At 64.4% G+C, this 20,975-nt stretch carries 12 protein-coding genes; 9 read left to right on the forward strand and 3 right to left on the reverse strand.

The genetic code is table 11. The features are described from left to right. The first annotated feature begins 133 nt into the window (after positions 1-133). From AC1RNP_RS07005 to AC1RNP_RS07045, 9 genes are all read left to right on the forward strand, one after another. Positions 134-1,042 (forward strand): 2-dehydro-3-deoxygalactonokinase, encoded by a 909-nt coding sequence (locus AC1RNP_RS07005; protein ID WP_493050544.1) that lies wholly within the window; start codon positions 134-136, stop codon positions 1,040-1,042. Further along, a complete protein-coding gene (locus AC1RNP_RS07010) occupies positions 1,039-1,728 on the forward strand; it encodes a 2-dehydro-3-deoxy-6-phosphogalactonate aldolase (RefSeq protein WP_493050545.1) in 690 nt (229 codons plus the stop codon). Before AC1RNP_RS07005 ends, AC1RNP_RS07010 begins: the two co-directional genes overlap by 4 nt. Positions 1,729-2,004: 276 nt before the next feature. Further along, positions 2,005-3,168, forward strand: coding sequence for a glycoside hydrolase family 88 protein (locus AC1RNP_RS07015; protein ID WP_493050546.1), 1,164 nt, complete (start codon positions 2,005-2,007; stop codon positions 3,166-3,168). A 137-nt stretch (positions 3,169-3,305) separates the two neighbouring features. Continuing rightward, entirely contained in the window at positions 3,306-6,254 is a 2,949-nt protein-coding gene (locus AC1RNP_RS07020; RefSeq protein ID WP_493050547.1) for a TonB-dependent receptor, read from the forward strand. A gap of 160 nt (positions 6,255-6,414) precedes the next feature. After that, positions 6,415-9,849, forward strand: a complete 3,435-nt coding sequence (locus AC1RNP_RS07025; RefSeq protein WP_493050548.1) for a polysaccharide lyase family 8 super-sandwich domain-containing protein — start codon at positions 6,415-6,417, stop codon at positions 9,847-9,849. 104 nt (positions 9,850-9,953) lie between these two features. Further along, complete coding sequence (locus AC1RNP_RS07030) at positions 9,954-10,160, forward strand: hypothetical protein (RefSeq protein WP_493050549.1); 207 nt, start codon at positions 9,954-9,956, stop codon at positions 10,158-10,160. A gap of 40 nt (positions 10,161-10,200) precedes the next feature. Next, positions 10,201-13,125: a polysaccharide lyase family 8 super-sandwich domain-containing protein gene (locus AC1RNP_RS07035; RefSeq protein ID WP_493050550.1), complete on the forward strand. Its 2,925-nt coding sequence runs from the start codon at positions 10,201-10,203 to the stop codon at positions 13,123-13,125. Between the two features lie 130 nt (positions 13,126-13,255). Further along, on the forward strand, positions 13,256-15,451 hold the full coding sequence (locus tag AC1RNP_RS07040; protein WP_493050551.1) for an alpha-L-fucosidase: 2,196 nt from the start codon (positions 13,256-13,258) through the stop codon (positions 15,449-15,451). 283 nt (positions 15,452-15,734) lie between these two features. Further along, on the forward strand, positions 15,735-16,742 hold the full coding sequence (locus tag AC1RNP_RS07045) for a sugar kinase (RefSeq protein WP_493050552.1): 1,008 nt from the start codon (positions 15,735-15,737) through the stop codon (positions 16,740-16,742). A 62-nt stretch (positions 16,743-16,804) separates the two neighbouring features. On the opposite strand, the gene AC1RNP_RS07050 is transcribed toward AC1RNP_RS07045, so the two are convergent. From AC1RNP_RS07050 to AC1RNP_RS07060, 3 genes are all read right to left on the reverse strand, one after another. Beyond that, positions 16,805-16,999: a hypothetical protein gene (locus AC1RNP_RS07050; RefSeq protein ID WP_493050553.1), complete on the reverse strand. Its 195-nt coding sequence runs from the start codon at positions 16,997-16,999 to the stop codon at positions 16,805-16,807. 188 nt (positions 17,000-17,187) lie between these two features. Then, positions 17,188-17,655, reverse strand: a complete 468-nt coding sequence (locus AC1RNP_RS07055; RefSeq protein WP_493050554.1) for a hypothetical protein — start codon at positions 17,653-17,655, stop codon at positions 17,188-17,190. Positions 17,656-17,738: 83 nt separating this feature from the next. Then, positions 17,739-20,792, reverse strand: a complete 3,054-nt coding sequence (locus AC1RNP_RS07060) for a TonB-dependent receptor (protein ID WP_493050555.1) — start codon at positions 20,790-20,792, stop codon at positions 17,739-17,741. Between the last annotated feature and the right edge of the window lie 183 nt (positions 20,793-20,975).

The following is a 20,975-nucleotide window of genomic DNA, read 5'->3' on the forward strand; positions in this document are numbered from 1 at the left end:
GCCCAGCGATTTTGGCTATCGTGAAAACTATTTACAAGACCGAAAAGAAAATAAGCCCTTGAAAAGCATTATGTTGCAGTGCATCTTGAATTTGTTGTAAATTATTTACAAGACTGCGGGCAGGCAGGCGCGCTTGCTCCAGGCATTGCGGCGCACGGAGACGGCCAATGAGCAGATCGAGATGATCGGCATCGACTGGGGCAGCAGCCATCGGCGCGCCTACCTGCTCGGTGCCGGCGGAGAGCTTCGCGACCACCGCGAGGACGCCCGGGGAGCATTGACCCTGAGCGGCGCCGATTTTCCGGCCGCCTTCAAGGCGCTGGCGGGGGACTGGCTGGAGGCAGGCGATGGTGTCGTCATCCTGTCCGGCATGGTCGGCAGCCGCAGCGGTTGGCAGGAAATCGCCTACCTGCCCGCGCCACTGGCGCTGGATCGACTGGCACGCGCAGCCGTGCCCCTGAAGGGCGATCCGCGCATCCGTTTCGTGCCCGGCCTGCGCCAGGATGCGCCGGCGGACGTCATGCGCGGCGAGGAGATGCAACTGCTCGGCGCCTGGAAACTTGAAGCCGCCGAGGGTTGGTACCTCCTGCCGGGCACTCACAGCAAATGGGCGCTGCTGCGCGACGGCGCGGTGCGGCGCTTCCACACCTTCCTCACCGGCGAACTGTTCGCCAGGCTGCGCGAGAAGGGTTCGCTGGCGGAAATTGCCGCGACCCCGGCAGACGACGGCGCCGCCTTCCTGCAGGCGATCGCTGACACGCAGTCGCGTTCGGCGCTGTCGCAACTGTTTTCGGTACGGGCCGGCGCCCTGCTGGATGCCGGTCACGCACGCAGCGCAAGTTCGCGCTTGTCCGGATTGCTGATCGGCGAGGAATTCGCGGCGATGACCACGCTGGGCGTAGCGCGTTCGGAAACGCTGCACATTCTCGGCGCCACCGCGCTCGCTTCGCTCTATCAGCAGGCGGCCGAGCGGTTGGGCCACCCCGTCCGGCGTCTGGACCCGGATCTTTGTTATGCGCGCGCACTGAAGGAATTCATGTGAAGCCCTCACCGACCACCGCAAACCCCTTTGCCGCCGATGCGGCGCACCCTCCCCTGATCGCGATCCTGCGCGGCCTGGTCCCCGCACGCGCGCGCGACATCGGCCAGGTGCTCTACGCCAGCGGGTTCCGCATCCTGGAAGTGCCGTTGAACCGCGATGGAGCGATCGACGCGGTCGCCGAACTGGTGAGAACACTGCCGAACGATGTCTGGATCGGCGCCGGCACCGTGCTGCGCGTGGAACAGGTGGACGCCGTGGCCGCGATAGGCGGACAGATGATCATTTCCGCCAACACTGATCCTGCGGTGATCGAAGCCACGCGGCGGCGCGGGCTATGGTCGCTGCCCGGAGCGGCCACGCCGACGGAGGCCTTCGCCGCATTGGCTGCGGGCGCACATGCCTTGAAAGCGTTCCCCGCGGAATTGATCGCGCCGGCCGTGTTGGGGGCCTGGCGCAGCGTATTGCCGCCGGAAGTGGCCCTGTACCCGGTCGGCGGCATCACGGCGCAGGACATCGCCGCCTACCGCGCCGCCGGCGCGCGCGGCGTGGGCTTGGGCGGAGCCCTGTTCAAGCCGGAAATGAGCCTGCAGGACGTCGCCGCCCGCGCCCGCACGCTGCTGGGCGCCTGGCATGGCGTCGAGACTTCGGCGGCTGTAGAGCGCACGCACCTCAAGCAGATTGGATGAAATATTCCTACATTTCATCGCAGAACGACCGACGAAGCCGATCCGCGCCTCGTATTAATATCCCATTATTTTCATATACTTAAATTTAATTAACTAATTTCTAACAGGATAATATCGACTTTTTTGTGCGCTGCAGCTTGACGCCCTTCACACCAAACTTGCATTTTTGTAGGTAAGAAACAAACAACCGACACAAATACGGTTCAGGCGGGGGCGGTCATGGCAAGTTACGCATCCAACGAGTCCATCATCGCGTTTCCGACCGCTGTCGCGCGTATGTCCGATCGGCTGCCAACCCCGCATTTCGGTCCCGCGGTCGCCACCGCGATGGCACAGCTCGCCGCCAATCTCGAACCCTTCTCGACACAGTTCCCGCACGACACCACCGAGGACGGTTTCTACCCTCTACGCCACGAACCCGGTCATGCCGAAGGCGCGAATGTCGGGTGGACCACCGGCTTCTGGACCGGCCTGCTGTGGCTGGCGTTCGAGCACAGTGGCGACGCGCGCTTCCGCGAAGCGGCGCAGCGGCAACTGCCCAGCTATCGCAAGCGGATCGACCAGCGTATCGATGTCGATCATCACGACATGGGCTTCCTGTACATGCCGTCCTGCGTGGCGGCATGGCGCCTGACCGGCGACGCGCAGGCGCGCGCGAGCGCGCGCGACGCCGCCGATTGCCTGATGCAGCGCTATCTGCCCGCGGCCGGCATCCTGCAGGCCTGGGGCGATCGCGACGACGCGGCCAACCGCGGCCGGATGATCATCGACTGCCTCATGAACCTGCCGCTGCTGCGCTGGGCGCATGCCGAAACCGGCGATGCCAGGTATCTGGGCGCGATGCGCACGCATCTGTGCCAGTCGCGCGATTTCCTGGTGCGCGCGGATGCCTCCAGCTTCCACACTTATTACTTCGATATCGAAACCGGCCGGCCGCTGCGCGGCAGCACCGCGCAAGGCGCCGGAGACGATTCCTGCTGGGCGCGCGGTCAAGCGTGGGGCATCTACGGTTTCGCCCTGAATCATCGCTACGCGCCGGACCTTGGGCTGCTGGATGTGGCCTTGCGAATGACTGACTACTTTCTTTCGCGCTTGCCGGAGAACGGCATCGCCTATTGGGATCTCGCCTTCGGCGAGGGCGACGCCGAGCCCTGGGACAGTTCGGCCACAGTCATTGCCGTATGCGGAATGCTGGAGATCTGCGCGCAGTTGCCGGAAGGCGAACAGCGCGCACGACTGCAGCGCACCGCCTTGCGCCTGCTCGCACAGGCGGTGGCGCTGTGCGCGGCGCAACGGCCCCGCTCCGATGCCCTCTTGCTGCATGGGGTGTACAGCAAGCCGCATGGCAACGGCATCGACGAGGCCAACCTCTGGGGCGACTACTTCTATCTGGAAGCGCTGCTGCGCGCGGGCGGAAAACAGCTCACGCATTGGCATTAAGCAGCAGGAACGATCGGCGGGGTTTTAAACATCGTTTGAGCAGCGGTTCCGCACGCATCGCTTCGGCTATCGGGCGCGGAGTCACCAAGAACAATCAGGGCCGATATCGAGGCGGCCTTCACCGGGAGAGGAAAATAGTGAGCCTTATCGTAAAGCCAGTGTCGGCCGTGTTCGGATTGCGCAAGACGGCGATGTCCGTCGCCGTGTTCTCCGCTCTGTCCGGTATCGCCATGAACGCCTGGGCACAGGACCCGGCGACCGCACCCCAGCAAGCCGAAACCCCGCCACCAACCGGCACCAATGCCAATGTGCAGACGCTCGATAGCGTCGTGGTCACGGGCATCAGCGCGTCAGTGGAGAAGTCGCTCAACACCAAGCGCAGCAAAACCAATGCCACCGAAGTGGTGAGCGCCGAAGACATCAGCAAGATGCCGGACAAGAACGTCGCCGACTCGCTGCAGAAGCTGCCTGGTGTGACCACGCTCACCGGTTCCGGCGGCCAGGGCGGCTACGACGAGAACGACCGCGTCAGCATGCGCGGCACCGGCGCCAGCCTGGCGCTGACCACGATCAACGGCCATTCGGTGGGCACCGCCGACTGGGATCCCGCCGATCAGGTCGCCGGCGGCGCGGGCACCGCCACGACGGGCGCCGCGCGCAGCGTGAGCTATCTGCTGTTCCCGTCGGAAATCGTCAGCCAGGTGGTGGTGAACAAGAGCCAGTCGGCGGACATGGTCGAAGGCGGCATTTCCGGTTCGGTCGACATCATCACGCGCAAGCCGCTCGACTTCAAAGATCCCCTCACCGTGCAAGCCAGCGCACAGGGCGTGTATTCCGATCTCGCCGACGAGGTCGACCCGCAGCTGAGCGGACTGTTGAACTGGAAGAACGCCGCCGACACCTTCGGCATCATGGTGCAGGGCTTCAGCCAGACGCGCCATATCCGCCGCGACGGCCAGGCGGAAATCAATTGGGGGCGGATCGATCCGACATCGGCGGCGGGCCAGGCCAACGGCGGCGCACTGGCCAACAAGCTGTTCGTCCTGGGCCTGACCAACACGCTGTTCAAGCAGGAACGCAAGCGCACCGGCGGCATGCTCGCGCTGCAGTTCAAGCCCAGCAGCGATTTGACCCTGAACCTGGATGCGTTTTACTCGGCCCTGGATGCGTCCTATACCAACAACAGGCTGGTGGTGCGGCCCAACAACTCCCTGCGTGGCGGCGTGGTCCCGTCCAATGTGGTCCTGGACGGCGACAAGATCGTGTCCGCCCAGTTCGACAACACCGGCAATGCGATGGGCGCGCAGCTGGAAACCCAGCTCAATCCGAAAGCCTCGTCGCAAACCCAATACATCAACGGCGATTTCGAGTATTTCGTCAACGACAACGTGAAGCTGAGCGGACAGCTGGGCAGGACCAAGGCCGAGAGCGAATCGAAGCTGTACTGGAACTACATCTTCCTGCCGGAAGTGTCCACGGCATATTCCTATAGCGGCGCGAACTCCTCGCTTGATCTTTCGTTCCCCAACGGCGTTGGCACCAGCGATTTCTCCGGCCTCCCCGGCAACTCCGGCGCCGACAACAGCTACAGCCTGCAGCGTGGCGAGGATACCGAACGCTACGGCAAGCTGGACGTGGAGTTCATGAACCCCGATGGCGTGCTGTCCAGCATCAAGTTCGGCTTGCGCACGGCCGAGCACGAGCGCAAGGGCTTGCGCCCGGCCAAGATCGGCGCGCCGATGAATGCCGCCGGTACGGGCCAGGATCCCTTGACCGCGCTGCCCGGTGGAGGGGGCGGCTTCTTCCCCGGCGACTTCGGCGACGAATTCGGCGGCGTCGGCCCGATCGCGGGGCAAACCCCGTGGATCGACGAGGGCGCGGTGATCGACTGGGCTAATACCAATCTGACGATCAATCCGGACAGCAATCCGAACTACAACCTGCCGGTCAGCGGCGTGTTCGGAGTGAAAGAGGACAACCGGGCGTTCTATACGATGGCCAAGTTCACCGGCGAACGCTGGCGCGCCGATGTCGGCCTGCGCTACGTGAGCATCACCAACGAAGTCATCACCAACCGCCCCGTGCCCTGTGGCAACGTGACCGCCAACGACGGTTTCCAGTTCAATTGGAAGAATCCGGACGCGATGCGCGCCTTCTGCGAGGCCGGCGGCTTCGTGCCCCAGGGCGCGCAGCTGGTGGTCGGCTCGCGCTTCGGCAACTTCGTGCGCGAGACGATCCGGACCAAGGACGACCAGTGGCTGCCCAGCGCCAACTTCGCCTTCGACCTGACCCCCGACCTGCTCCTGCGCGTCTCGGCGGCCAAGGTGATGTCGCGGCCGGACTACAGCGCCCTGGGCGCCACCATCGGCGTGGGCTTCAACTACTCCAATGCCCCGAACTATTCCACCGGCGCCGGCGGCAACCCCTATCTGGGCTCGATCGTCGCCAACAACTACAGCACCGGTTTGGAGTGGTACTTCGCTCCGCGCTCGGCGTTGACGGCGCAGGTGTTCTACATCGACTTCAAGTCGCTGGTCAGCGCCGGCAGTTCCTACCAGATGCTGTTCAATCCCTACGTACCGGACGACGACAATTACAACGGGCCGCAGGAAATACTCACCCTGGTGACCTCGCCGGTCATGACCACCGCCAAGTCGAAGGGCGCAGAATTCGGCTATCAGCAAGCCTTCGGCGATTACTTCGGCGCGATGGCCAACTACACCTATGTGGATGCCAAGGAGAAGAACGGCCAGCCCATGCTGGGGTCGGCGCGCGATACCTACACGGTGGGCGGCTATTTCGAGAACGACAAGTTCAGCGCACGCGTCAGCTACTCCCATCGCAGCAAGATGCGCACGGGCCTGTATGGCCTTTCGCAGAACTACCAGGCGCCCGTTGGCACGCTGTCGGCTTCGCTCAACTACATCGTCAACGACCATCTGACCCTGACGCTGGAAGGGCTCAATCTCAACAACCCGACCTTGCGCTACTACAACGCGCCCACGGCGACGGTTCCGTTCGACGCCACCACCGCGTTCTTCAACAGCGGACGGCAGTTCTATTTCGGAGCCCGCTACAAGTTCTGATGCATCGATAAAAACCGGGGTCCACCGCCCGCGACTGCGCGGGCGGTGCGCGGGAAGCGGTCCACATCCAAGGCAGGTCCAACCGAAGTCGGAGGATGCGTACATGCAATGCCTGACCGAAACGATCTGCAAACGGCATCGGATGGCGATGGCGCAATGCATGGCCATGGTTTTTCTGTTGCTGCTGAGTGTTGCCCCGGCCTGGGCGGATAGCTACGACGATCTGCGCAGCAAATGGGTCGACATCGTGGCCGGCGTCAACAACGACATGAACGACCCGGACATCGCAGCGGCCGTGACCGCGGCCGAAAACACCGCGAACACCTATTGGTCGTCGATGAACAAGGCACCGGGTGCCATGTACCTGTGGAGCGATCTGAGCGACTTCACCAAGTCCGGTTCCATCTCCGCCAGCTACAGTCGCCTGCAGGCGATGGCCGTGGCCTATGCGCAATCCGGCAATGCTTTGCAGGGGAATGCGACGTTGGGACAGGACATCGTCTACGGCCTGGATTGGCTGTACGCGAATCACTTCAATCCAAGCAAGACGCGGTACGATCAATGGCCGGATTGGTCGTTCGCGACCATGAATCCGATGATGTCGGCGTCGCTGCTGGTGTACGACCAGCTGACTCCGACCCAGGTCGCCAACTACACCGCGGCCGTCGATCATTTCCAGCCCGACCCCTCGGTGCTGACGATGTTGGCCGGCACCACGCCTGCCACCGGGGGCAACCTCAGCGATACGACCACGGTCGTGATGCTGCGCGGCATCCTGGGCAAGACCAGCAGCAAGATCTCCCAGGCCACCAGCAAGCTGCTACCCATTTTCAGCTACGTCACCAGTGGCGACGGCTTCTACGCGGACGGGTCGTATATCGATCATGCCGCGGTCGCCTATGCGGGGCAGTACGGCGCCGTGCTGTTCAGGAACGTCATCACCATGACGTCGCTGCTGAGGGATTCCCCCTGGGCCATCACTGATCCCAGCGCCAACAATGTCTGGGACTGGGCCGCCCGCGCGTATGCGCCGCTAATCTATAACGGCGCCATGACGGACATGGTGCAGGGGCGCGCCATTTCCCGTTGCAGCACCTGGGACCATGGCGTCGGACGCGGCATTGCGCGCACGATCCTGCGCCTGGCCACGGGGTCGAGCGCGCCGCAGGCCGGCGCTTTGCTCAGCACGGTCAAGGCCTGGGTGACCAACGATACGACCTGGAACGGCTACACCAACATCTGCAACGGCATCGGCGGCACCAGCACCACCTACACCAGCATCACCAATGGCTTTGCGCCCTATGACGTAGCCAAATTCCGCGCGTTGATGACCAATGCCGCCATCACTCCGGCGCCGCCGCCGAGCGGCCATTTCAACTATTACAGCATGCAGCGGGTGGTCCACTATCGCCCGGGCTTCGGCCTCGCGCTCAACATGTTCTCGAACAAGATCTCGGCCCTGGAGTGCGGCAGCAAGGAAAACATGAAGGGCTGGTACCAGGGCGCGGGGATGACCTATGTCAACAACGCCGATCAGAAGCAATACGACGACAATTACTGGGCCACGATCGACCCCACGCGTTTGGCCGGCACCACCACCGACGGCTCCACCAAGGTGTTGACCTGCAGCTATGAGAAGTTCCTCAATCCTTACAGTTGGGTCGGCGGCTCCAGCGTAAACGGCCGGTACGGCGCTTATGGCATGCAGTTCAGCCTGACCCCGCTCACCAACAGCGACTTGAACGGCAAGAAATCCTGGTTCTGGTTCGACAACAAGATGGTGGCGCTGGGAGTCGGCATCAACGGCACCGGTGCCGGCACGGCGGAAACCATCGTCGAGAACCGCCGGCTCAACGGCAACGGCGACAACGCCCTGGTCGTGGATGGCGTGGCGCAGTCCACCACGCTGGGATGGTCTTCCAATCTGTCCAACGTGTTCTGGGCCTACCTGGACGGCAACGTGGCCAACGCCGGCATCGGCTATTACTTCCCCGGCACCGCGAACCTGCACGCACTGCGCGAAAGCCGCACCGCCGCCTGGCGTGACATCAACAACAACGGCTCCGGCCCGACCACGCTGTACACCAATCGCTTCCTCAGTCTGTCCTTCGATCACGGGGTCGCGCCGACCAACGGCACCTACGCCTACGCGGTGCTGCCCAACCAGACCGCGACATCGATGGCGGCCTACGCCGCCGCTCCGGACATCGTGGTCCTGGCCAACACCGCCTCGGCCCAGGCCGTCATGGACACCGGCGCGCGGGTCGTGGGCGCGAACTTCTGGACCGACACCGCCACCACGGTGAACGACCAGTACGGCACGACCTATCTGACCAGCAACAAGAAAGCGTCCGTGACCACACTGCATACGGGCGGCCAGCTCGAGGTGGCGATCGCCGATCCCACCCAGGCCAACACCGGCACGATCGTGCTGACCATCAACCGCAGCGCCAGCGCCGTGGTCAGCGCCGACCCGCAAGTCACCGTCAACCGGCTCGCGCCCACCATCCAGTTGACGGTCAACGTCAATGGCGCGCTGGGCAAGAGCTTCGCCGCGAAGTTCAACCTCAACGGCGGCGATGCGGCCGTGCTGTCGCCGGCCGCCGACGCGTACGTGCAGGACGGCACCAGCGCCGGCACCAACTACGGGAGCAGCGGCGTTCTGGTGGTGAAGAACGACGGCCCCGGCTATTTCCGCGAGAGCTATCTCAAATTCGATCTGTCCAGCATCAATCAGCCGATCGCCAAGGCGACGATGTATTTGACGCCCATCAGCGTGGGCCAGGTGGGCGGGTTCAACAACCAGGCGTTCCTGGTCGGCGACAACACCTGGACCGAAAGCGGAATCAATTGGAACAATGCCCCCGCCTTCAGCAGCACGCCGTTGGCGACATGGGTTTCGGGCGCCGTCGGCACGCAGGTAGCCATCGACGTCACCGCAGAAGCGATGAGCGCGCAGGCTGGCGGCGGCTTGTTGTCGCTGGGCGTCGGCTCTCCGGTCAACGCCGGCAGTGGCGCCGTGGTGCAATACTCTTCCAAGGAAAGCGCCAATGTCGCCTATCGCCCGCTACTGGTGGTGAGCAAGGGCACATGGATCGGCGCCGCCGCCGACGCTTATGTGCAGGACGGCGCCAACGCCAACACGGTCTACGGCAGCTCCGCGTTCCTGGCGACGAAGAACGACGGCGTGGGCTACAACCGCGTCAGCTACCTGAAGTTCGACTTGTCCAGCATCACCCGGCCGATCGTGTATGCCGCGGTCTACCTGACCCCGGCCGGACTCGGCCAGTCCTCCGGCATCACCAATCAGGTCGCCATCGTCGCCAACAACAGCTGGACGGAGGGCACGCTCACCTGGAACAACGCGCCCGCACGCGGCGCGGTGATCGCCAGTTGGACCGCGCCGGCCACGGTCGGCACGCCGGTCGCCTTCGACGCCACCGCGCAGGCGGTCGCGGCGCAAGGCAGCGGCAATCTGCTTTCCCTGGCCGTTTCCTCGCCGACCAATGTCGGCAGCAACGGCATCGTGAACTACGCATCGAAGGAAAACACCACGGCGGGGTATCGCCCGGTCATCTTCATCGTTACCGAGTGAGGAGAGGCGGTTCTTGAATCTCGCGCTGATCCCGAAGCGTAAGCGGCCTGGGCGAGCCGCTGCGCATCTGCCCGCCATCAGGGCCGGCCTGGCCGGAATACGCGGTGTTCTACGAGATCGATCCGCAGACCTTCGCCGACAACAACGGCGACTTGCCGGGCGTCATCGGCAAGCTGCCGTATCTGCAAGCACTGGGCGTCACCGCGGCCTGCGCGTTCTGGCGTTTTGATCTTCCTTTGATCTCCCTTTCGGCGGTCTCCGCCCTGCCCCGCTTCGAAGTGCGCTGCTGTTCCGATCGTTACGCGATTTGACTGTTGATCGGTTCGTCACTCCTCCAGCCGGAGATCCACCATGACCCAGTACGGCTCCAACTCGAACGACAAGGGCGGCGGAATCAGCCGCCGCCGTTTTCTCGCCCTGGCCGGCGCCAGCGCCGGCGCCACCATCGCGCCGCTAGGACTACTGCGGACAGCGCATGCCGATCCCTCCGACGCTTACGACCTGCTGCGCGACAAATGGATCGCTTTCCTCATCGGCGAAACTGTGGATCCGAACGATTCGGATTTCGACGTCGCTTTTGACTCTCTCAACACCAATGCGCAAACGTATTACGGCTCGCTGCAGACCTCGCCCAGCCGCACCGAACTGTGGAGCGACCTGCCGCTGGGCAGCTCATCGGCCAACGTCAGCACCAGTTTGGGCCGGCTCAAGACCATCGCCTTCGCTTATGTCACCGAGGGCGGCGCCTATTACGGCAATCCCGCGATCGCCGCCGCCCTGGCCTCGGGCCTGGACTGGATGGTCGCCAACTACTACACCGCCACCACAACCGAATACGGCAACTGGTGGGATTGGGAAATCGGTTCGCCGCGGCCGCTGCTGGCGACTGCGCTGATCATCTATTCCAGTCTGAACTCGACGCAGATCAACAACTATTGCGCGGTAATCGATCATTTCCTGCCCGATCCGCTCCTGCCGGCCAGCGGCGCGGGAAACAACACCGGCGCCAACGGCAGCGATATCTGCGAATCGATCATCCTGCGAGGCATCCTGGCCAAATCCAGCGCCAAGATCAGTCAGGGCGCGGGCGCGCTGCCCAGGCTGTGCCAATACAGTTATTACGGCGATGGGTTGCGCCTGGACGGCTCCTATATCTTTCACGGCAATCGCTCCTATAACGGTTCCTACGGCGGGATCTGGCTCAGCGACATCGCCAATCTGGTCTGGCTGCTGGAAGGCACGACCTGGGCCGTGACCGACCCGGCCGTGGCCAATATCTACGCCGGCGCGCTCACCGGCTGGAGCCGCGCCGTCTACAACGGCCTGATGTTGGATTGCTTCCGCGGCCGCGCGATCGGCAGGCGCACGGAACAGGATGCGGATGTCGGTTTCTTCACCGCGCTGACGTTCAGCCGGCTGGCCCTCATCGCGCCGTCGCTTCAGGCCGCGCAGTTGAAAGCGATCGCCAAGGGCTGGCTGCAGCGCAATACCCTGCGTCCCTACAACGACTGGCCGAGCTTCTCCACCGCCGCCGTGTCCCAGGCCAAGTCGCTGCTGGGGGACACCTCGGTGACGGCCGCCACCGAGCCACTGGAGTCCTACATCTTCGCCGACAGCGACCGCAGCATGCACCGCCGTTCCGGCTGGGCCAACAATATCGCGATGTGCTCCACCCGCACCGTGCGCTACGAGCGCATCGGCGTGGAGAACCAGCACGGCTGGCATACCGCCAGCGGCGCGACCTACCTGTATCTGGATTCAGACCCGTTCCAGTTCAACGATGCGTTCTGGCCGACGGTGAACCCGTATCGCCTGCCCGGCGTCACCGGCAGCCAGCACGCGCTCGCGAACGGTTACGGCCAGGGCTACACGATGAACAATCCCTGGGTCGGCGGTGCCAGCAACGGCACGTATTCGGCGGTCGGCTTCGACATGTACGCACTCGGCTTCACCATGTCGGCCAAGAAGTCATGGTTCCAGCTCGACGACTGCATCGTCTCGCTCGGCGCCGGCATCACCGCCAGCGGCAGCGACGTGATCGAGACGATCGTGGAGAACCGCAATCTGGGCGACCCCACGGTCACCTTGAACCCGACGCTCACCGTCAACGGCAGCGCGCGCTCGGATTCGCTCGGCAGCACCCAGACCATCTCCGGCGCTTCGTGGGCCGCCATCGACGGCGTGGCCGGCTACATCTTCCTGGACGGCCCCGGCGGCAGCGGCAACGTCACCCTCAGCACGTTGCGCGAGGACCGCACCGGCAACTGGAGCGACATCGGCAACAGCAGCGGTGCGTTCACCCGGCGCTACCAGACACTGTGGTTGTCGCACGGCGCCGCGCCGAGCGGTGCGAAATACGCCTACATCACCCTGCCCAATGCCACCGCCTCGCAGACCGCCGCGCGCGCGGCCACGCCCAACGTGACGGTGCTGGCCAACAGCACCAGCGTGCAGGCGATCTCGCATTCGGGCCTGGGGCTGACCGCGGCCAACTTCTACACCGCCGGCACCGTGGGGCCGATCACGGTCAGCGCACCGGCCTCGGTGGTGATGACCGAATCGGGCGGCACGCTCAAGGTCTCGGTCAGCGACCCGTCGCGAACCGCGGCCACGGTGGCGGTGACCATCGCGCGCAGCGGCTACGTTTCGGCGACCGCCGATCCAGGCGCGATAGTGCTGTCGACCAGCGGCTCGGTACAGATCATCTTCGAAGTCGGCGGCAGCCGCGGCGCGAGCAAGACGGTGACCTTGTCGACCACCGGCACCGCGATCGTGCCGGCCGCGCTGCACATCGTCGCGCCCAGCACCGACGCCTACGTTCGCGACGGCACCTATGCCGCGACCAACTACGGCACGGCAGGCACGCTCGTGGTCAAGAACGATGGCACCGGCTACGCGCGCATCGCCTATCTGGCCTTCAACGTGCACGCGCTGGCCACCTTGACCCGCGCCATCCTGTGGCTGCGTGGCTACGTGTCCGACGGTTCCGGCAACGAGACCACATTGCGGGCATTCAAGGTCTCGGCCGGCTGGAACGAAACCGGCATCACCTGGAACAACAAGCCGCCGCTGCAGACCACGCTGGGCGCGGGCATCATCACGAGCACACCGGATTGGATCGGGCTGGACGTGACCTCGTGGGCGGCGGAAATCGCCAATAGCGGCTGGTGGGTGCTCAATCTGGGCGTGTGGCAGGACGCGATCGGGCGCGCGGTCATCCTCAACAGCCGCGAGGCGAGCGCGGACAAGCCGTTCCTGGAAGTGATCACGCAGTAGCCGACATGCGCCGCAGCCCTGAAGTTTTCGGGGCGGCGGTGCTGACTATTTCACGATGCAAACATGGATCGGCCAAGAGCGGGAAAAGATTATTAAGTCATTTCAAAAAATGGGACTCCCGCCTGCTGGCATGAAGCGACCTGAGGATTGCGATGGCGATGGCAATTACGCCGCCCCCTCGCAATCCACTGCGTCGATGGAGCACGCCATGGAGTCGCATGGACGCCGCCACGCCATGCGGCAGTTGCTCGGCACGCTGGCTGTATCCGCGCTTCCGGCATTCCCGCTCCGCGCCGCGCCGGAACTTCGCCTGCAAGCCGCGCCGCCGGCGCCATACGGCGCCGTGCCCGACGCGCGGCAATTGCGCTGGCATGCGTTGGAGGCGTGCGCCTTCGTGCATTTCTCCCTGAACACCTTCACCGACCGCGAATGGGGCTACGGCGACGAATCGCCGGCGCTGTTCGACCCCACCGATTTCGACGCCGACCAGATCGTCGCCAGCGCGCGCCTGGCGGGCCTGCGCGGCCTGATCCTCACCGCCAAGCACCACGACGGCTTTTGCCTGTGGCCCAGCGCCCACACCGAGCACAGCGTGCGCCGCAGCCCCTGGCGCGGCGGCCGCGGCGACGTGGTGCGGGAAATCTCCGAGGCCTGCCGGCGCCAGGACCTCGCGTTTGGCGTCTACCTGTCGCCGTGGGACCGGCATCATGCCGAGTACGGCCGGCCGGCCTATATCGACTACTTCCGCGCCCAACTGCGCGAACTGCTGACGAACTACGGACCGATCTTCGAAGTCTGGTTCGACGGCGCCAACGGCGGAGACGGCTATTACGGCGGCGCGCGAGAAACCCGCAAGATCGATCCGCCGCGCTACTACGACTGGCCGGCCACCTGGCGGATCGTGCGCGAACTGCAGCCCGACGCCGCCATTTGGGGCCAGCGCGGTTCCGACCTGCGCTGGGTCGGCAACGAGGAAGGCCATGCCGGCGATCCGTGCTGGGCGACGATGGATGCCCAGGACGCCTTCGATCCGCGCAGGAACGAAACCGGCGTGCGCGGCGGCGAAGTCTGGCGTCCGGCCGAGGCGGACGTGTCGATCCGCCCCGGCTGGTTCTGGCATGCGCACGAGGATGCGCAGGTCAAGCCGCCGGGGCGCTTGCTGCGCATTTATCTCGAATCGGTCGGGCGTGGCGCCGGCCTGCTGCTGAACCTGGCGCCCGACCGGCGCGGCCGCATTCCCGATCACGACGCGCAGGTGCTGCGCGAATGGGGCGGGATTCGTGCCGCCGCGTTCGGCCGCGATCTGGCCCTCGATGCGCGCGCCGAGGCCAGCCACTGGCGCGGCGCGGACGACACCTATGGCCCCGGGCGCGTGCTCGACGGCCGCGGCGACAGTTACTGGAGCTGCAACGATGACGTGCGCCAGGCCGAACTCGTGCTTCATCTGCGCCGGCACACCCGCTTCGATGTGGTGCGCCTGCGCGAATACCTGCCGCTGGGCCAGCGCGTCGGTGGATTCGCGCTGGACGTGCATGAAGGCGGCGCCTGGCGCGAGATCGCACGCCACCAGTCCATCGGCAGTCAGCGCCTGCTGCGGCTGCCCGCGCCGGTTGATGCCGACAAGGTGCGGCTGCGGATCCTGGAGGCGGCCGCCTGCCCGGCGATCTGCGAGTTCGGTTTGTTCCTGCTGCCCGAGGTGTTGGATCCTCCCGAGATTCGCCGCGATCGCGACGGCAAGGTGGTGATCACCTGCGAAGCGCCGGATGCGTCGATTCATTTCACCACCGACGGCAGCGAACCCACGCGGCGCTCACCGTGCTTCCGATCCGCCTTCGCCCTGCCTGACGAGGGCGGCATGGTGCGCGCGCTGTGCGTCAGGCCCGGCCGGACACGTGCCAGCGCGGAAGCGAGGCGCGAATTCGGCCGGGCCAAGAACGCCTGGCGGATCGCGCGCGCCAGCGCGGACGGCGCCGAAGTCCTGTTCGACGAGGACCGCGGCAGCCTGTGGCGCAGCCCGGCGCCAGCCGACGTCGTGCTCGACCTGGGCCGCGAGTACCTCCTGCAAGGCTTCACCCTGCTCCCGGCCGCGCATCCGCCGGCCGACTGCGGCGCGCCGGCCGGCTATCTGTGCCAGGTCAGCGGCGACGGCAAGGATTGGCGCGAAGCGGCGAAAGGCGAATTCGCCAACATCGCCGCCAATGCCGCACTGCAGACGGTCCACTTCGACAGCGCCGTCCCGGCCCGCTACCTGCGGCTGAGCCTGCCGCGCGCCATCGATGGCAAGGCTTGGCTCGCCTTCGCCGAACTCGATGTATTGACGCGCTGAGCCATGTCTGGATCGCGCACGCCCGATAAACACGCCGCATGTCTTCAGGTGGTAGTGGCTTATTTGTCTTTGCTCGTCGTTCCCGCGCCTGTACGGACATTGCCAGCGTCAGCTCGGCGGGAAATCCCTGGATTTCGCCCGCACGGGAATGACCGGGCCTCGCGAGGTCAGAATGCTCTAGGCACTCAACCACTTGATCTTGCCAGGCACTCCATTCAAGCCGCGGCGATCCCGCCACGCTCGATACAACCCCATCGTTTTGACAGACATTCAGAGAACCGCCATGCCCCCTCATTTCCTCTGCTTCGGTGAACTGCTGCTGCGCCTGGGCGCGCCCGGACGCGAACTGCTGCTGCAGACGCCGCACCTGCAAGTCCACGTGGGCGGCGCCGAAGCCAACGTCGCCGTGGCGCTGGCGCATTTCGGGCATGCGGTGTCCATGCTCAGCGTGGTTGCCGACAATGCGCTTGGCAGAGCAGCGGTGGGCGAGCTGCGCCGCCATGGCGTCGACACCGCGCCGGTCCGCACCGCGTCCGGCCGCATGGGCCTGTACTTCCTGGAAACCGGTGCCGTGCAGCGTCCCAGCGATGTGCTCTACGACCGTGCCGACAGCGCCTTCGCGCGCGCGCGGCCACAGGATTACGACTGGCTGCGGCTGCTGGCGGGCAAACAGGTGCTGCATCTGTCCGGAGTCACGCCCGCGCTGGGCGCGAACGCGGCGGCGGTGGCGCTGGAGGCGGCGCGCGCCGCGCGTTCGCTCGGCCTGCAAGTGGTGTTCGACGGCAATTTCCGCGGCAAGCTCTGGCAGACCTGGAACGGCAACGCCGCCGGCATCCTGCGGCAACTGTTCGCCTGCGCCGACCTGGCCTTCGCCGATCATCGCGACATCGGCCTGGTCCTGGGCCGCGAATTTTCCGGCGCGGACCGCGAAACCGCGGCCGCGCACGCGGCTTTCGACGCTTTCCCGCAGCTTGCGCGCATCGCCGCGACGCATCGCCTGCAGCACAGCGTCGATCACCATGAACTTTCCGCGCATCTGCATACTCGCAACGCCCGTCTCGCCGTCGCCGCGCAATCGCTCACGCCCATCGTCGACCGCATCGGCGCCGGCGACGCCTTCGCCGCCGGCGTCCTGCACGGCCTGCACAGCGGCATGGACGATGCCGGCAGCCTGCACTTCGGCCATGCCGCCGCTTGTCTCAAGCACTCCTTGCCTGGCGATTTCCTGACCCTTGGAACCGAGGCGGTGAATTCCTTCCTCGTCGAATCAAGATGGGATGTGCGTCGTTAGCGGTTTGCTTTTCGTATGAGTGAACGGCTGCTGTTCCTCTCGGGATAACACATCTTTCACCGTCATCGCACGACCACGACCGCAGACTCTACGAGCAGATCCGCGCGAAGCTCGGGCGGCTGGTCGGGCATCCGGGCGCCGTCGAAGTCGATGTGTCGCATGGACACGTCATGTTGACCGGCCGCTTGTCCGAGCACGGAATCCAGAACGCACTGCAGTCGATGCCCGCGATGCACGGAGTCGAAAGCGTCGATCACCGCCTCTCCCGCCTGGAGCACGGCTCGCATCGCCAATAGCTGAACATGATTCCGGCCGATACCATTTCAGGCCGAATCGCATTCGCGGCAGTACCGCATTCCCTTGCGGTCGAGGCAGCCTTTGCAGAAATTGCGAATGCCGAAAAACAGAAGGCCGCGTGAAACCCGGCGGCCACCGGTCGACAAAATCAGAAGCAGCCCTTGTCGTTGCAGATTTTCTTGGTCAAGGTGTCCATGTCCTTGTCCGCCGCTTCCTTCTCGGCACGGATCTGGGCCACCGACCGGCACACCTTGGTGGTGAAGTTGCTGCCGGTCTTCTGTTCGCGCGTACAGATCATGCGCTCGTCTTCCTTATTCTCGATGGCGCCAGAAATCGAGGCCAGCAGTGTCTTGACCTCCGCGCGTTGCGGATCGCTCAGCTCCGAGGCGTCCGTCTTGCCGTCGAGCAGCGCGAACAGTTTGTCCTGATCGGCCAGGATCTTCTTACGCTTGATGTTCGGCATGTTCTCGAAACGCCCCTTCTGCGCTTCGACGTCCGCGCGGATCGTCTTCTGCTGCGCGAGGATCTCGCCGGGCTGTTGCGGAGCGGCGTCTCCCGCGATGGACGATCCCGAGATGGCGATCAGGATCAGTCCAGCGGCGAATAAAGCTTTCATTTCATCTCCTTTCTTTTCCCAAAATTGAATGTCAAAAAAGTGAATATTTGAAAAACCAACACGGCCTGGTCCGGCCGGAAGCGCTATCGGAAGACGTACTTGACGCCCACCGTGTAATAGCGGCCGACCGCGCCGCCGTAATCGAGGGGGTTGTAGCCGACGGCGCCGTAGGTCAGCGGATCCAGTGGCGCGATCCTGTCGGTCACGTTCTGCACCGATCCGAACAACTCGAGCACGTCATTCGGACGCCAGCTTCCGGACAGGTTGATGGTGTAGAACGAATCGAGTTCGCAACCGTGCGGCGCGTCGGATCCATCCGAAAACCTGCTTCCGCATTCCGAAGGCCGCTTGACGGTCGTGACGCCGTCGGGAGAAAACAGCTCCGTTCTCCCATAGGTGTTGTCGAGCTTGCCCCGATAGTTCAGGACACCACTGACACTCCAATCGCCGTTGTCCCAGGTGGCGCCGAGGTTGATCCTGTCCTTCGGGATGCCGATGCAATTGGTGACGTTGCAATCCCCATGTGTGCCCGCGTACTCGGTCTTGATTCCGCCCGTATCGCGCTCGAACGAATTCATTCGCGTCCATTGCAGATCAAGCATCAGGTTTGCCGTGTCTCCCAGCGTGAAGCGCTGGCGGGCGCTGAAATCGAATCCCCGCACGAAGGTGGAGTCGGCGTTCGCATAGGCGAGATCGATGCCCTGAAGCGTTCCGCTGTGCGGTCGACCAGGCAGATCGTCGTCGTCACGACGGATGTTGTCGCCGTTCTTCACGAGCTCGGCAAGGAAATCCTGCACCAGGATTTCGTTCCTGCGATGGATTTGAAAAAAATCCAGTGTCAGCGATGTCGTCGGAGTTGGATCGAACACTGCCCCGATCGAGTAATGCTTCGCCCTTTCCGGCTTCAAATCCCGGTTGGGCGCGATGAAGATGTCGATCAGCTTGAGCTCGCAATCGTCAGGGCCGCCTCCCGGCGCTGGCGTACCATCCGGACATCGCACCGGATCGCGTGCGGCACTGTAGCTCGCCAGGCCGCCATTGCCCGCTTCGATCGGACTCGGCGCCCGCACGCCTTCCGTATAGCTCGCGCGCAACGCCATCCAGGACAAGGGCTGCCACTTGATTCCGAGTTTCGGGCTCGCGATGGCTTTGTAGCCTCTGTATTTGTCCACGCGCACCGCGCCTGACAGCTGCAGTGAGTCCGTCAGTGGCGCCTGCAGTTCACCATAAGCGGCCGCGACTTCCTCCACGCCCGAATAAGCGGAATATCCCAGGCCGATGATCTGCCTGGCCTCGGTGAAACTCGTCGGCGTCAGCGCGATCGATTGCCTGCGCAGTTCGATGCCGAACGCGAGCCCCAAGGGGCCGCCTTTCAGGTCGAGCAGCGAGCGCGACGCCTTGGCGTCGGCCATGTCCTGCTTGGTGATCGAATGCGCGCTGATCCGCGGCGAGATGTAGTCGTAGAGTGCCTGCGAATTCAGGCCGGAATTGACACCGATCCGCCAATAACCGACCGGACTGTTGGGATCGGTGAGCACCTGTCGCACGCGATCGTAATGCAGGTAGCCTGTCTTGACGGCTTCCAGATCGGTCTGCGAATGCTGATAGGCCAGGTCGTAATCCCATGCCTCCGCGACGCCCTTCACTCCGATCAGGAAACGGGTGGCTTGATTGTCGGATTCGTTGATTCTCGGGCCGACGTCGAATGCGGAATAGCGGAGACGAACCGGCACGTCGTAGGGGTTGTCGGGATGATCGGCGCCCAACTGGGTCGCCCCGGGGCCCGAATTGGCGTTGACGCCGCCCCAGGCGCCGGAAACGTTCGATGGAGAGAAGGTGGAACGAGACTTGTTCCTCGCGTATCCGAATTCCGCGTACAGCTCCGCTTGATCGGAGAGCGCGAACGTTCCACGGGCGAAGACATTGATGCTGCGCGTTTTCGGCGAGATGTCGCGAAATCGGGCGCTGTCCCACAAACAGCCGCCCCCCGGATCCTGTGGCGTCACATCGGATAAAGCCTCGCAACCCGGCAGCGATTCCCATCGTCCTGAACCAGCGACCGGTTCTATCGCGCCGACCGGCGACGACTGCGCGTTCCTGCCAACGATCGTCCCGCTCAAAAACGCGTTGGCATCGAGCGGATATCCCCAGCGACGCCAGTCGCCGGTACCGATCCATTTGCGATCGCGACGGTCGCGGACATGGATGGCGTCCTCCTGCGTACCTTCGATGCTGATGAACGCGTTGTATCCGTCTTCCGCCAGATTGCCTGTTCCTGCGGCAATGGAACCTTTGCGCAATTCGCCGTCGCCGTCTCCCGAGATGCCGTAGCTCCCTTTCACTACGGCCCCGGTAAATTCCCTGCGCAGGATGATGTTGACCACGCCCGCGATCGCATCCGATCCATAGATCGCGGAAGCGCCGTCCTTCAGCACTTCGATGCGTTCGATGATCTCGAGCGGAATCGTGCTGAGGTCGGTGAACAACCGCTGGCCGTCGTCGGCCAGGCCGAACGAGGCCATGCGACGTCCGTTGACCAGGATGAGTGTTGCGCTGGCGCCCAGCCCGCGCAACGAAATCGCCGTGCCGCCGCTGGCGAAGCCGTTGCCGAAGGTCTTGGGGATGGAGCCCTGCCCGTCCGCGGTCAGGGTCTGCAGATAGTCGGCGACGGTGGCCTTGCCGCTCCGATCGATTTCCATCCGCGTGATGACCTGCACCGGCGAGGCGGTTTCGGCGTCGACGGTCGGAATGTTGGAGCCGGTAACGATGAGACGATCGAGAGTCCTCGGTTCCTCCGCGGTCGCCGCGCCGGATGCGGCGGGCGTCGTTTTCGGCGTCCTTGGCGGCGGCGCTTTCTTCAGGACGATCGTGGAATCGTCGAGCGTCTCCCAGGCGACGCCGGTCCCGCCCAGCAGGCGGCTGAGCGCCTCGCTCGCCGTGTATTTGCCCGACACTTTCCTGGCGGCCTTTCCGGCGATCAATTCCGGAGGAAACACGAGCTGCAAGCCGCTCTGCTCGCCCCAGACGCTGAGCGCGCCGGCTAGCGGCCCTGCGGGAATCTCGAACAGACGCGGTGTCGTGGAGGAATGCGGGGACGATTGCGCCCGTGCCGTGGGCGCCGGAACGCTCAAAGCCATACCGAGTGCGACGCATAACGCGCCGTAGAGGCAACTTCCTCTGCCCGCCCTGCTCATGACCTCCCCATTCCGGGCACGTTTCAGGCGGTACCGCGATCGATACCGCCTACACAAGGTGATAACAATCAGGTCCGCCCGAACCCTACCCCGGACCTCCGCGAACACCGCGACCGGGCATCGGCT

The sequence above is a fragment of the Luteimonas sp. GW821-FHT14E02 genome, from assembly GCF_058803905.1.